This is a genomic window from Streptomonospora sediminis, from assembly GCF_054778995.1.
In genome coordinates this window covers 109801-124202 of record NZ_BAAGYZ010000114.1, presented here as the reverse complement: position 1 = coordinate 124202, position 14402 = coordinate 109801, and the positions used below count along the sequence as shown (strand labels likewise).

Genomic DNA, 14402 nt, shown 5'->3' with positions numbered 1-14402 from the left:
CACCATGACCGACCTGCTCCGCGCCCCCGCCGAAGTCAAGTACGCCGAGGAGCTCGATTGGCTGGAGTCCGTCGACGACGCCCCCAAGCCCACGTCGTGGCGGCTCAGCCCCAAGATGGTGCGGCTGTTCGTCCTCGGCTCCGAGCGCGCCGACGGGCTCGACCGCGAGATCCCGCCGAAGTGGTTCGGCGACCGCAGCTTTGTCGAACGCAGCATCGTGACCCTGGCCTCCGACCGCGGCCTGCTGCTCATCGGCGACCCCGGCACCGGCAAGAGCTGGCTGGCCGAACTGCTCTCGGCGGCCATCAGCCGCAACTCCACCCTCGTCGTCCAGGGCACCGCCGGCACGACCGAGGACCACATCAAGTACTCGTGGAACGTCTCGATGGTGATCGCCAAGGGCCAGTCGCGCGAGTCCATGATCCCCTCGCCGATCATGACGGCCATGGAGCAGGGCACCATCGGCCGCCTGGAGGAGCTGACCCGCTCGACCAGTGACGTGCAGGACGCCCTGATCTCGATCCTGTCCGAGAAGTATGTGTCGATCCCGGAACTCGACGAGGACAACACGGTGTTCGCCAAGCCCGGGTTCTCGATCATCGCCACGGCCAACAGCCGCGACAAGGGCGTCAACGACCTCTCCTCGGCCCTGAAGCGGCGGTTCAACTTCGTCCGCGTCCCGGTGGTCACCAACAAGCGCAGCGAGACCGAGATCGTCCGGTTCCGCACCACCGAACTGCTGCGCCGGCACGAGATCGACCTGGAGGTACCGCCCACCCTGCTCGACATCCTGCTGCAGAGCTTCGCCGACCTGCGCACCGCCGCCGCCTCGGCCACCAGCGAGGACGACAAGCTGGAATCGGCGCTGTCGACGGCCGAGCAGATCGGCGTGTTGGAGGACGCGATCCTGCACAGCCACTTCTTCGGCGACCGCACCCTGCGGGCCGAGACCCTCGCCGGGTCGATGGTCGGTTCGCTGGCGCGGCGCACCCCCGAGGACCTCACCATCCTGAACAAGTTCTGGCACGGGGTCATCGAGCCCCGCAGCAAGTCCGACGGCGGTTCGTGGTCCGAGTTCCTCGAAGGCGGCAAGCAGGCGATCGAAACCCTCTCATGAGCGCCGACACCACCAACCCCATCGTTGCCCCATCCGGCCCCTTCGACTCGCTGCGCAACCAACTGCTCGGCGCCGCGGCCGAGTTCGCCGGCACGTCCGGATCGGTCGCCGAGATCCTGTCGGGCATCGTCGACGACGTCGACCGGGCGCTGCGCGAACCGGTCGAGGTCTTCCCGGTGTGCCACCACTCGCCTTCGTCGGCTCTGGCGATGGCGCGGCGGCTGCGGGCGAAACAGCCGAAGGTCGTCTACCTGGAGTTGTGCGAGGACCTCCGCCCGATATTGGGCGAATTGCGCAACTGCCGCCTGCCGGTGGCGCTCCAGGCGTTCGCCACCGATCTCGACGGTTTCCCGTCCGGTGCCGGGCCGCTGAGCGTGATCGCGCCCATCACCGAGGCGTCGGCGGAGTACCAGGCCATCGCCTACGCCCTCGATACCCCGGGCGTGGAACTGGTGCTGGTGGACCGCTCGGTCGACCACGTGTTCCAGTGGGACCCGCAGCTGTCCGCCGATCCCGCCGCCGCACCGGACGCTGATCAAGCCGACGACGCGCCCGCGGCTGCGTCCCCGGGCGCAGGCGCCGGCGCGGGCGCCGATCCCGACGGGCAGGACGACTCCGCCGGCCTGCACGGCGACGCGGTCGGCGTCGAGATCGGCGACCTGCGGCCCCGCTTCGCCGAACTGGAGGAGCACCTGCTGCACCACGGCAAGGTCCGCCACTGGTCGGAGTGGTGGGACCAGTTCGTGGAGCAGCCGCTGGTCGGCGCCGACTACGACGTCTACCGGCAGGTCATGGTGCTCATCGGCAGCCTGTTCCGGCGCCTGGCCCCGGCCGGCGGCACCCGCAGCGCCGGCGACGAGGACCGCGAACGCTACATGTGGGCCCGCATCCGCGAGCACCTGGCCGAGTCCGGTGGCGACCCCGAGCAGTGCATCTACGTGTGCGGCGCCGCCCACGCCGCCAGCGGGGTCGAGCAGTTCGGGTCGGCGGCTTCCTCGGCCGGGTTCGAGATCGGCCCGCGCACCGGCACGACCTGGCTGTACGGGCTCGTCCCGTCCAGCCACTCGGCCATCGAGGCGCAGTTCGGCCTCGCGCCGGGGTCGGTGTCGATCTCCACGGCCACCTGGGAGAAGCAGCTCGCCAACGGCGGCGCGGCCCCCTTCCAGCTCAAGGGCCAGCAGGGCACCCGCAAACGCGGGGGCCGGCAACGCAAGACCGGCACCGGTGCCGGTGCGGCCGCGCAGGGACCGGTCGCCGATCGGCTGAGCGGGTTCCTGTCCAGCCCGCCGGCCGCCAACCGCCTCGACGAGGCCGAACTCCTGGACTGGTGCGTCGACATCGTCCGGTTGGCGCGCCGCAACGGCTACCCGGCGAGCACGGCCGACGCCATCGCCGTGTACGAGACCTCGATCCTGCTGGCCGGCATGCGCAACCGGGAGCGTCCGACACCGTACGACTTCCAGGACGCGGCCATCACCTGCATCGAAAAGGAGACCGTGCCCGGCCGGCGCGACGTGCGGCGGCTGTGCGAGATCCTGCTCGGCGGCGACCGGGTCGGCCAGGTGGGCTACGACGCGATGCCGCCGCTGGCGCGCGACGTGTTCGACCGGTTGGCGCCCCTGGGGATCGACCCCAAGAAACGCACGATCCAGCGGGTGCTGATCGACCTCAACGCCGACCCGGCGCTGGAGCCGTGCTCGCGGCTGCTGTGGCAGTTGCACCACCTGCTGCCCAGCGGGATCGTGCGCTCGATCATGGGCTCGCGCAAGCTGGGGGAGCGGTCGACCCAGGAGAGCTGGGACGTGTCACTCGGCCGCGACCAGCGCGCCCTCATCGAGCTCGGCTACGAGGGTGTCACCGTCGAGCAGGTGCTGGAGCAGCGCCTGCGCTCGTCGGTGTGGGATCCCATGGCCACCGCGGCCACGGCGCTGGCGGCCGTCGAGGACTCCATCCGGTACCTCGACAGCCGGCGTGTCACCGCCGAACTCGGCGCACGCGCGGTCGAGCTCCTCGCCGCCGAACGCACGGTCGACCACGCGCCCGACGTGCTGCGCCGGTTCCGCAGCCTGCTGGCCTACTACCGGGCCGCGGAGTCCTCGCTGCCGCCCTGGTGCGAGTCGTTCGTGACCACCGGCTACGCGCATTACTGCACGCTGCTGCCGACATCGTTCACCGACGAGGACACCGGGGTGCGCCAGCTCGCGGCCATGCTCGGGTTCCTGTTCACGCTGGAGAACGTGGCGCTGTCCCTGGGGTGCGACCGCACCCAGCTCGAACTCGCGGTCAAGCAGTCGCACCCCGACGAACCGGCGAAGACCGCGCTGCTGTGGGCCGCGCAGACCCAGCTCGGCCTGCTGTCGTCGGACGACCTCCGCGCCCGGTGCGCCGCGCTGCTGGACAACCCGCTGGTCGTCCCGGCGTTCCCGCAGTACCTGAGCGGGTTCGTGCAGGCGCTCTCGCCGGCTCCGGCGCTGGCGCCGTTCGTCGTGGAGCTGATGTCGGACGCGTTCGCCCGGCTGCCCGACCCGGTCCTGCTGCCCTGGTTGCCGAGCCTGATCACGACGCTGCGGGAGAACGCGGGTGAGATGGTCCCCATCCTGATCCGCGAGGCGGGCCGCACCTTCCCGGCGGCGCTGTCGGCCCTCGACTCCTGGGTGCCGCCCTGGTCGGCGGTTCCGGCTCCGGCACAGCCCGCCGCAGTGGCGGCGCCGACAGGACCGGTGACCGACCTGCTGAACGGGCACCCCGCGGCGTGCGACGCTGTGGCCGCCCTGCTCGGCTGCGATCCGCAGTGGCCGCAACCAGCGGCGCAGGCGGGCGCGGCGGGCGGCTCGGGTCCGGCGGGCTCGCAGGTGCCGGCCGAGGTCACCGAGCTGCTCACCCGGTACCCCGCCACCGCCGAGGCTGCGGCCGACCTGCTCACCGCGGCCCCGGCCGGGGCCTGACCCCGGGTCCGGGGAGTGTCTTTGCCCGCACAACGCTGCCGCCCGCGCCGGCCCGGCGCGGGCGGCAGCGTTGGCGGCGCCCGGCGGGAGCGCAGCCGTTCAGCAGAGCAGCCGGCAAACCGGACCACCGGACCACCGGTCAGGAGACGTGGCCGCCGATGTCCCACAGCGTTGCGGTGCCGAAGAGCAACCCGCCGCCGCCGGTGGCCAGCGTGGTGCCGTCCGGGGCGAACGCCACGGAGTTGACCCGGTCGCCCTCGCCGATCAGGGTGGTGGTCTCCTCCCAGCTGCCGGTGTCCACCAGGCGCACCGAGAAGCGGTCCGCGCCGCGGGCGTAGCTGCTCGCGGCGGCGATGGTGCCGCCGTCGGGAGCGAACGCCACGGCTGCGACCCCGAAGTCGGGGCCGGAGAGGGTGCTGATCTTCCGGCCGGTGCCGGTGTCCCACACCCGGGCGGTGTCGGATTCGCTGCGCGGCCCGTGCTGGGCGCTGGTGGTGGCGAGCATCGTCCCGTCGGGACTGAACGCCACGGAGTTCACTTTTTGCGCGTCGAGGGTGGCGGCCTGCCGCCACGTGCCGGTGTCGACCACCCGCACGGTGGAATCGTCGGCACCGACATAGGCGAGCATCGCGCCGTCGGGGCTGAATGCGGCCTCAGTGCCGTCGAAGGCCCTGAGCTTTTGCCCGGTGGCGGTGTCCCACAGCTGTACGGTGTCGTGGCCTCCCGTGGCGAGCACCGTGCCGTCCGCGTTGAACGCGACCGAGAACACCACGTGGGTATCTCCGGCCACTGCCGGAGGCGGTCCCGCAGCAGCGGTGACGGTGGTGATCTCCCGGCCGGTGGCGGTGTCCCACAGGTGGGCGGTGCCGTCGCGGCCGCCCGTGGCGAGGGTCTCACCGTCGGGCGCGAACGCAACGGAGAACAGCACGTCGCCGTGTCGGAAGGCGGCGACCTCACGGCCGGAGGCGGTGTCCCACAGGTATGCCGTGCCGCTCGCACTCGCGGTTGCCAGCAGCGTGCCGTCGGGACTGAACGCCACGGAGTTCAATGTGCCGTATATCCGGGGCAGTGCGCGGCCGAGTTCGGCGCTTACCGGTTCCTTGGGCATGGTTTCACCCCCCACGACGAAGGCGGCGGTAACGGCCGCGAGGATGGTGGCCGGGGTGAGCCACTTCGCGACCCGCCGCCATCCGGTGGGGGCCTTGGCGGGTTCTCCGGCCGCGGCAGGCGGCGCGCCCGCCGGGTCGGCGGGGCCGCTCAACCCGTGTCACCCGGTGCCGCCGCCGAGTGGAGCCGGCCGCCGCCGGCCTCCTCGCGCAGCGACGCCGCGATCTCGGCGACCGCGGTCTTTGCGGTGCGGCCCGCCCCGATGAGGGTGGCCGAGGCGGCGCCGGTCCAGTCGCCGTAGCCGAGCAGGTGCAGCCGGGGTTCGGCGGTGCTGCGGGTGCCGTCGACCGCGATCCGGCCGCCGGGGCCGCGGATACCGAGCGGCCCCAGGTGGGTGAGGACCGGCCGGAAACCCGTGCACCAGATGACCGCGTCGAACGGTTCCTCGGCGCCGTCCGGCCAGCGGGCGCCATTGGGGGTCAGTGCGGCGAACATGGGCCGGGCCTGCAGCGCGCCGCGGTCGCGTGCCTCGCGCACCGGCGGCACCATCACGATGTCGCCGAGGGCGGCGACCCCGCCGCCGTCGGCGAGTCCCGCCCGGCGGGCGGCGGCGCTGCGGGTGGCCACGTCGAACAGCACGCGGCCGTCGACGCCGTCGGGCAGGAACCGCGGCGGGCGCCGTGTCACCCAGGTCGTTTCGGCCACGGCGGACACCTCGGCCAGGATCTGGGCGGCGGAGTTGCCGCCTCCGACGATCAGGACCCGGCGCCCGGCGAACTCCTCCGGGCGCCGGTACCCGGAGGTGTGCAGTTGCCGCCCGGTGAACTCCCGCTGCCCCGGATACGCGGGGACATAGGGGGCCCGCCAGGTGCCGGTGGCGCTGATCACCCGCCGCGCGCGCCATACGCCGGACCCGGATTCGACCGCGAGCCCCCCGCTGTCGCCGCGCACCGCCCGCACACGGACGGGTCGGTGGACGGGCAGGCCGTAGCGCTGCTCGTAGGCGGTCAGGTAGTCGGCGACGTGTGCGGCGGAGGGGAACTCGCGGCCGGGCTGCGGCGGCATCCACCATCCGGGCAGCGGGCTGTGCTCGGCGGGGGAGAACAGGTGCAGGGAGTCCCAGTAGTGCTGCCAGGCGCCCCCGGGCCGCTCCTCGGCGTCCAGGACCGCGAACTCCAGGCCCGCGCGGCGCAGGAAGTAGCCGGCCGCGAGCCCCGCTTGGCCGCCCCCGATGACCACGACGTCCCAGCGGGCGGCCGTTGGCTCGGGCGCCGCGGCACCCTCCGGTTCAGCCGGCATGCGCACCCGCGTCCGCTCCGGGCCGGCGGGGGCCGGCGGAGTGGGCGGCTCCTGCAGGGGCGGTGATCGGATGTATCAGCACAAATTGATAACACCACGCCCATTCGGGACGGTCAAGCCGCCGCAGACCGGACACCCGCCACCCGCCGCCAGCTAAGCTGATGCCACCCAGCTGCTGCGAGACAGGGGCCCTCCGTATGAAAGCCGTCATCCAGGAGCGCTACGGACCGGCCGGTGTCGTCACCGCCGCTGACCTCCCAAAGCCGGTTCCGGCCCCAACCGAGCTGCTGGTCCGGATCCGGGCCGCGTCGCTGAACGGATCGGACCGCGAGAACCTGGCCGGGCGGCCCTTCTACACGCGGTTGGGCGGGCTGCGGCGCCCGCGCAACCCGGTGCCCGCCTCGGACATCGCCGGCACCGTGGCGGCGGTGGGCGATTCGGTGACCGGGTTCGCGCCGGGCGACGAGGTGTTCGGGGAACTGGCCGGATACCGCGGCGGGCTCGCCGAGTACGTCGCGACCCCGCCGCGGCTGCTGGCCCGCAAACCGCCCGGGCTGTCCTTCCTGGACGCAGCCGTGCTCCCGCAGGCCGGTTGTATCGCCTTCCAGGCCACGCGCGGGTTGCGGCCGGGCGAGCGGGTGCTGGTCAACGGTGCCGGGGGAGCCGGCGGCGCCCTCGTGATCGGTCTCGCCAAGCATCTCGGTGCCGCGGTGACCGGCGTGGACCGTGCGGACAAGGCCGACTACCTGCTGCGGGTCGGCGCCGACGACTCGGTCGCCTTTGAAGACGAGGACTGGGCCGATCACCGCGGCCGCTACGACCGCGTCGTCGACCTCGTCGCGCACCGTTTGCCCTTCCGGGTGCACCAGGCGCTGCGCCCCGGCGGGGAGTACCTCGTGGTCGGCGGCCGCACCCGGGTGCTGCTCGCGACTCTCGCCGCCGGACCGCTGATCCGGTGGCGGACATCGAAGCGGGTGCGGGTGCTGGGGGTACCGCAGTCGCGCGCCGACCTCGAGGCGGTCACCGCCCTGGTCACCGGCGGCGCCACCGCCGTTCCCGAAACCGACCGGGTCTACCCCCTGGCCGATGCTCCCGCGGCGTTCGCGCGGCTCGCCGCCGGGGACAACCAGGGCAAGATCGTCATCGACATGGGGTGACTCCGGGCTGCGCCGCGCAGCCCGCCCGACCCGCTGTCCGCCGGCAGCGGCGGCCGTCGGCCCGGGAGGGGCCGCCGGATCCGCCGCCGCTCAGGTGCACTCCGCGTACTCGGTGGTGAAGAGGTCGTCGGCGGCGTCGTAGCAGATCCCGACCCAAGGAAGCGTGCCGCCGTCGGTGGTCGGGCCCTGGAAGGCCAGCAGGCCGCTTTCCGGCGCTCCGGGAATGGTGAGGGTGAATTCGTTGGACTCCTCACCCTGCGGCACCTGGGGCTCGGGGGCGTAGGCGAACTCCGTGCCGCCAGGGGGCAGCGTTTCGCCGCCTGCGACCACCTGCCATGAGTCCTGGGTGAATCGGGGTGCGGCGGCCCGAACCCCTTCGGACTGCCCGTTGATGGTGAACCGAATCCCGTCGCCGGTGGGTTCGGGGCTGTGGACGAAGATCTGCGTGGCGGCGATGCCGCCGCCCAAGTGCGCCCGGAACAGGGCGACGTTGCTCTGCGCGGAGCCGACCTCGGCAGTGGCGCTGTCGTTGTTGCTTCCGCCGGTGATCTGGTCGATGGCGGCCTCGGGCAGGCCGCCGTCCCCGCCCGCTTGGCCGTTCGCGCCGTTGCCGTTTCCGTCCCCGCCGCCCTGACCCGTTTGGCCCTCGCCGTTGCCGTTTCCGCTCGCTTGGCCGCCGCCGTTTCCGCTTCCGCCGTCCGCGCCGCCGTTACCGCCGCCGTTCTCGCCCTCCTGCTCGTTCTGCCCGGCCAGCATGTCCAGCGCTACGGGGGTGGCGAACGCCCCGCCGCCCACGAGCGCCACAGCGGCCGCGGCCGCTGTGGCGACCAGCAGGGCGCGGCGGCGCGGCTTGCGGGGCGGTTTCGGCGGCGCCGCTTCCATCCCGGTCCACTCCGCGTTGAGCAGCGCGGCGACCGCGGTGGCCGGATCCCCGGTGGGTGCGGCATGCGGGGTGCGGGTGCCGCGCCACAGCCCTTCGATGGCCGCCAGCGCCGCCCCCGCCGTCGGGCGGGCGGCAGGGTCCTTCGCCAGCGCCGCCTCCAGCAGCGGCCGGAGTTCGGCCGGCGTGCCCTCCAGATCGGGAGCGGACCGCATCACCCGGTAGGCCAGCGCGTCGGGCGCACCGGTACCGAACGGCTCGCGGCCGGTGGCGGCGAAGGCCACCAGCGCCGCCCAGGAGAAGATGTCGGACTGCTCGGTGAGCCGGCCGCTGCCGTACTGCTCCGGGCTCATCCAGCCGGCGGTGCCGACGACCCCGCCGGTACGTGTGAGCGCGGTCTCCTCGATCGCGCGGGCGATCCCGAAGTCCAGCACCTTGGGGCCCGACGGCCCCAGGATGACGTTGCCCGGTTTGAGGTCGCGGTGCACGATGCCCTGGCCGTGGATGGCGCGCAGCGCCTCCGCGAGACCGGCGGCCAGCCCCAGGAGCTTGCCGCCGGTCAGCGCGCCGTTCGTGCGGAGGTACTCCCGCAACGTGGGCCCGGGAACGTACTCGGTGGCCAGCCACGCGGTGGCGCTGTCGGTGTCGGCGCCGCAGAACGCCGGCACGCACGGGCTGTGCACCCGCTGTACCAGGTCGACCTCGCGCGCGAACCGGGTGCGGAACTCGGGATCAGTCGCGAGCTCGTCGAGTATCACCTTCACCGCGACGTAGCGGCCGCCCTGGTCCTGCCGGTCGCGCTGGCCGTTCCGGCGGTCGCGGGCGGCGAACACGGTCCCCATCCCGCCCGCACCAACGCGGCCGACCACCGTGTAGGGGCCGATGCGTGCGGGGTCGCCGTCCAGCAGCGGGGAGAAGTACGTGGGGGGTGTGTCGGTCATTGGCCTGTTCCCGTGTCAGTGCGGCGGTGCCGGGCTGCGGAACCGCAGGGCTGCAGGGGCGCAGGCCTGCGTGGATGTTGTGCGGATCGGATGTGCGCCGCATGCGGCGCCGGCGGCTCGGCCCGGTTGCCCGGACCGGCCCCCGGGCCGGGGTCAGCCGCACGGCATCCCGCCGCCCTCGCCGCCGGTGATCGGTTGTTGGTCGTGCCACTCGGGGCCCTCCTGGTAGCACACTCCGTACCCGTCGCGTTCGACATCGGTGAGGGTGTGTCCCCACAGCTGCTCGGGAGCTTCGTAGCGGAGGTAGCGCATCTCGTGCTCCGTGACGGGGTTGGCGGCGGGGTTTTCGTTCTCCGGCGGGACATCGTGGATGGTGAGGGTGAACTCGCCGGTGGGCTGGTCGGCGTCCAGCGTGGTCAGCACCTCGGAGTCGTCGGAGCGGTAGAACCGGTCCCAGCCGCGGTTGTAGAGGTTCTCGATGTCCTCCTGCTGCAGCCGGAACTCCATGGCCTGGAAGTCCTGGGTGTGCAGCGTGTAACTGCCCGCGTCGCGGAAGTATTCGGCGCTGCCGTCGAAGACGACGTCGTCGCCCTGCCGTTCGGCGGAGGAGAAGCTGATGTGCAGTTGCGGTTCCCAATCCCCGACGGTCGCCTCGCCGCTGCTGTGCGCCTGCTTGGTGGCGACCTCGATGGTCTCCGGGGAGATGTTCTGCACCTGCACCGCGCCGACCGCGAAGCCGTCGCCGGAGTCGGTGGGGCGCAGGTTGGCGCCGCCCTGGTCGATCTCGCCGAGCCCGCCGCCACCGGCGCCGTCACCGCCCGCCTGGCCGCCGTTCCGGCCTTCACCGCCGTTACCGCCGCCCTGCCCTTGCCCTTGTTCCTCCCCGTCGGGGGCGCCCAGGGTGCGCTGCCAGAGCACGGTGCCCGCGCCTCCGGCCAGCACCAGTACCAGCGCCGCGGCCACCGGCATCAGCACCTTGCGGTTGCGCCACCGGGAGCGTTTGGGCGGGGCGAGGCTGTTCCACGTGGTGGTGGCGTCATCGGCGCCCCTGATGGCGGTCCAGCGCTGCTGCAGCAGGCCGGGCAGGACCCTGGTCGCCTCATCGTTGGTGATCTGCGGACTGCCCGTCCACATGGCGGTGACCGCATCCAGCGCCTGGGTGGCGGTGGGACGCTGGTCCGGGTCCTTTGCCATCGCCGCGGCGACCAGCGGAAGCAGTTGCTCGGGAATCCCCGCCAGGTCGGGCTCGTGTTCCAGGGTGCGGAAGGCGAGTTCGTCGGCTGTGCCCGAGCCGAATGGGCGCCGGCCCGTGGCCGCGTAGGCCACAAGCCCGCCCCAGGCGAACAGGTCCGACTGCGGGGCGGGGCCGGAACCCCGGTACTGTTCCGGTGCGAGCCATCCCGGGGTACCGAAGAGGCCGCCGGTGCGGGTGATCGCGGACTCCTCGATCGCGCGGGCGATCCCGAAGTCCAGCACTTTGGGCCCTGACGGGGCGAGGATGACGTTGCCCGGTTTGAGGTCGCGGTGCACGATCCCGGCGGCGTGCACCACCTGCAGCGCCTCGGCGATCCCGGCCGCCAGTCCTAGTAGCATGTCGCCGCTCAGCGGGCCGTTCCGGTCGATGTGCTTCTTCAGGGTCAGACCCGGCACGTACTCGATACCAAGCCACGGGCGGGAGCCTTTGGTGTCGGCGTCGCGGAATCCCGGCACACAGGTGCCGGTCACCCGGCGCAGCAGGTCGACCTCGCGGGCGAAGCGCGCGCGGAACTCGGAGTCGGCGGCGTACTGGCGGTGCACGACCTTGAGCGCCAGCGGCGCGCCGCCGTTGTCGACGGCCGCGTAGACGGCACCCATCCCGCCCGACCCCAACCGCCCGACGACCCGGTAGCCACCGACCTCGGTGGGGTCGTTGTCAGTGCGGGGGGCAAGACCGGCGGCGGCGAACTGATCAGGAGTACTGTGCACTGGGATCTTCCGGGGGATAGGCGGGGGGCGGGGCGGCGGCGAACCATCGGACGCTCCCGGCTACCGGGCGTGTCCGGCGTTGGACGAACCTGGCATCGTACCGCACAGGCCGACCCTCGCCATAGACCCGGCAAGGCGGGACAGCGCCGGCCCCGACCGGCGGCCGGGCCGGACCGCCACCGCCCGCTTGGCGGTCCGCCGCGCGCCGCCTGCCACGACCGGCCCGGTGATGCGCGTGCTTCCGCTCCCGGTCCGCCCGCCGCCCCCGGTTCCCCCTTCTCCGCAGGCGGCCCGCCGCTGCCGCAACCGTTGCAGGTGGCCGGTTGCGGCCGGTCCGCCGTTGGTCAGGCCGCTGCCCGCAGGTGGTCCCGCGCCCATTCCTCGAAGGAGGTGAGGGGGATCCCGAGTTCCCGCGCGAACTCCGGGCGGGCGGGGTGGCCGAACTCGTTGAGTATCGCCTGTGCAAAGCCCATGCTGGGCATTCCGGCGGCGGAGGCCGCGTCCTCGGTCATGTCGGGAGCCGTGAGCTCGGTGCCGAGGTTGCGGGAGAGGACCGCGGCGATTTCCGCCATCGTCAGGTGGTCGCTCGCCAGTTCCAGTTCGACCCCGCCGAACCGCTCCGGCTCGGCAACGGCCGCCGCGGCGGCCCTGCCGATGTCATCGGCCGCGACGAGCGACAGCCGGGTATCGGGCTTCAGGAGGGTCACCAGGCCGCCCTCGACCCCGCGGGGGAACATGATCTCCGCGGAGGGGAGCAGGTTCTCCATGAAGTAGCCCGGTTTGATGAGCGTCCAGTGCGCGAACCCGGCCTCCCGTACGCGGTCCTGGATCCCGGCCTTTGCGGCGTAGTACGGCTGCAGGAACGACCAGCGGTCCGCGACCCAGGCGCCGTGCTGCCCGGCACCGGAGACGGAGGTGTGCACGAACTGCGGCACCCCGGCGGTCCGCGCGCCCTCGATCAGGTTGGCCGCCTGGGCGACCTCGCCGGCAAAGCCGCGTCCCGCCATGTCGGGCATTTGGACGGAGAAGACGGCGCGGGCCCCTTCGGCGGCCCGGATCAGGGAGCCGCGGTCGTCGAGGTCGCCGGTGACCAACTCGGCCCCGAGCGCTTCGACGGCCTGCGCCCGGTCGGCGGCGGGGTTGCGTACCAGTGCCCGGACGCCGATACCCCCGGCCAACAGGGCGCGTGCGGTGGCGCCGCCCTGCCGGCCGGTGGCGCCGGTGACCAGGACGGGGGCGGATGCTGTGGCCATGGTTCTCCTCGGGTTGCCAAACGAACGCAGATAAATGGCGAGGCCCGCCATTTGCAGCGCAACAATACGGAGGCCCCCGCCACTTAGCAACCGCAGAGGCGGCCGACGCCCCGCCGCGGGCATTGGCCGTACTGTCGGCGGACGGTATGGGGCCGGCATCGGCGCCAGGGCCGGGATGGGCCTTTGGGGTGGAAGAGCGCCCCCGGCTCCTGTCGGGCGGACCGGAAGGTGCATCATGACCTGAACCAATGCGGCCCGCCTGGGCTGGGGGAAGGAAGTAGCCGCGTGCCGAACGGACGCCCCAACATCGTTGTGATGATGACCGACGACCACGCCGCTCCGGCGATCAGCACCTATGGCAGCGTGATCAACCGGACGCCCGCCGTCGACCGGCTGGCAGCCGAGGGGATGCGCTTCGACAACGCCTTCTGCACCAACGCGATCTGCTCGCCGGCCCGCGCGACACTGCTCACCGGAACGTACAGCCATGTGCACGGCATGACCACCCTGGAGCAGCCGCGCCAGAAGTTCCGCGCCGACCAGCCCGCGTTCCCCGAGCTGCTGCAGGAAGCCGGATACCAGACCGCCATCGTCGGCAAATGGCACCTCGGCCACGGGTCCGGACACGACCCGCGCGGGTTCGACCACTGGGAGATCCTGCCCGAGCACGGCGTCTACCGGGATCCGACCTTCGTCACCGCCCGCGGCGAGCGGGAGTATCCCGGCTACGTCACCGACATCATCACCGACCTCGGCCTGAACTGGCTCGATGGGCGCGACCCCGACCGCCCCTTCTGCCTGCTCGTCCAGCACAAGGCGCCCCACCGGGCGTTCGAACCGGCCGAACGGCACCGCCACCTCTACGAGAACGAGGACATCCCCGCCCCGGCCACCCTGCACGACGATCTGTCGGACCGGGCCTCGGCCGCACGCGAGGCGCAGATGCGGATGTCCGACCTCACGCCGGAGGACCTCAAGGCGGAGGTGCCCGAAGGGCTATCGGCCGAGGAGGAGTTCGAGTGGCGCTACCAGCGCTACATCAAGGACTACCTGCGCGTGGTCGCCGCCCTGGACGAGAACGTCGGCCGGGTGCTGCACTACCTGGACGTTTCCGGGCTCGCCGAGGACACCGCGGTCGTCTACACCTCCGACCACGGTTTCTTCCTCGGTGAACACGGATGGTTCGACAAGCGGTTCATGTACGACCCCGCTATGCGGATCCCGCTGGTCGTACGCCATCCGGGCGTGACACCGCCGGGCAGCGCCTGCGCCGAACTGGTCGCCAACGTCGACTACGCCCAGACGCTGCTCGATCTGGCCGGGGTGGCACCGCACCCGCGGATGCAGGGCCGCAGCCTGGTGCCGCTGCTGCGCGGCGAGCACCCCGGCGACTGGCGCGACGCCGTCTACTACCGCTACTTCGAGCATCTGGACGTGAACCACAACGTTCAGGCGTGCTACGGCGTCCGCACCAGGACGCACAAGCTGATCCACTATCCCGGGCACGGTTCGGGCCAACCGGGCGCCCGCGGCGGGCGCCGCGAACCCGAGTGGGAACTGTTCGACCTGGAGCGGGACCCCGACGAGCTGCGCAACCGCTACGCCGACCCGGCCTATGCCGAGGTGGTGGCCGAGCTGACCGCCAAGCTCGAATCCCTGCAGCAGGAGTACGGCGACACCTCCGACCACCTCGCCGGCGCGTAGCCGCGATCCGCTGCAGCGGGGGCCGCGCGCGGAC

Annotated in this window: 9 protein-coding genes; 4 read left to right on the top strand and 5 right to left on the bottom strand. The window is 72.6% G+C overall.

What is annotated here, in order from left to right:
* Positions 1-4: 4 nt before the first annotated feature.
* Together ACYVD5_RS22595 and ACYVD5_RS22590 are read left to right on the top strand one after the other, a co-directional pair.
* Complete coding sequence (locus ACYVD5_RS22595; RefSeq protein WP_461003128.1) at positions 5-1117, top strand: ATP-binding protein; 1113 nt, start codon at positions 5-7, stop codon at positions 1115-1117.
* The gene (locus ACYVD5_RS22590; protein ID WP_461003127.1) at positions 1114-4062 is read left to right on the top strand and encodes a DUF5682 family protein; all 2949 of its coding nucleotides are present in this window, start codon (positions 1114-1116) and stop codon (positions 4060-4062) included. Before ACYVD5_RS22595 ends, ACYVD5_RS22590 begins: the two co-directional genes overlap by 4 nt.
* Before the next feature lie 139 nt (positions 4063-4201).
* Here the strand turns inward: ACYVD5_RS22590 and ACYVD5_RS22585 are convergent, their stop codons facing one another.
* Together ACYVD5_RS22585 and ACYVD5_RS22580 are read right to left on the bottom strand one after the other, a co-directional pair.
* On the bottom strand, positions 4202-5323 hold the full coding sequence (locus ACYVD5_RS22585) for a WD40 repeat domain-containing protein (protein WP_461003126.1): 1122 nt from the start codon (positions 5321-5323) through the stop codon (positions 4202-4204).
* A complete protein-coding gene (locus ACYVD5_RS22580; protein ID WP_461003125.1) occupies positions 5320-6468 on the bottom strand; it encodes an ArsO family NAD(P)H-dependent flavin-containing monooxygenase in 1149 nt (382 codons plus the stop codon). Before ACYVD5_RS22580 ends, ACYVD5_RS22585 begins: the two co-directional genes overlap by 4 nt.
* Positions 6469-6665: 197 nt before the next feature.
* On the opposite strand from ACYVD5_RS22580, the gene ACYVD5_RS22575 reads away from it, so the two are divergent.
* Positions 6666-7625, top strand: coding sequence for an NAD(P)-dependent alcohol dehydrogenase (locus ACYVD5_RS22575; RefSeq protein WP_461003124.1), 960 nt, complete (start codon positions 6666-6668; stop codon positions 7623-7625).
* A gap of 90 nt (positions 7626-7715) precedes the next feature.
* Here ACYVD5_RS22575 and ACYVD5_RS22570 read toward each other — a convergent pair whose 3' ends face one another.
* From ACYVD5_RS22570 to ACYVD5_RS22560, 3 genes are all read right to left on the bottom strand, one after another.
* A complete protein-coding gene (locus tag ACYVD5_RS22570) occupies positions 7716-9446 on the bottom strand; it encodes a serine/threonine-protein kinase (protein ID WP_461003123.1) in 1731 nt (576 codons plus the stop codon).
* A gap of 153 nt (positions 9447-9599) precedes the next feature.
* Positions 9600-11411, bottom strand: coding sequence for a serine/threonine-protein kinase (locus tag ACYVD5_RS22565; RefSeq protein WP_461003122.1), 1812 nt, complete (start codon positions 11409-11411; stop codon positions 9600-9602).
* 344 nt (positions 11412-11755) lie between these two features.
* Positions 11756-12664 (bottom strand): NmrA/HSCARG family protein, encoded by a 909-nt coding sequence (locus ACYVD5_RS22560; protein WP_461003121.1) that lies wholly within the window; start codon positions 12662-12664, stop codon positions 11756-11758.
* A gap of 285 nt (positions 12665-12949) precedes the next feature.
* On the opposite strand from ACYVD5_RS22560, the gene ACYVD5_RS22555 reads away from it, so the two are divergent.
* Entirely contained in the window at positions 12950-14368 is a 1419-nt protein-coding gene (locus ACYVD5_RS22555; RefSeq protein WP_461003120.1) for a sulfatase family protein, read from the top strand.
* Positions 14369-14402 lie beyond the last annotated feature (34 nt).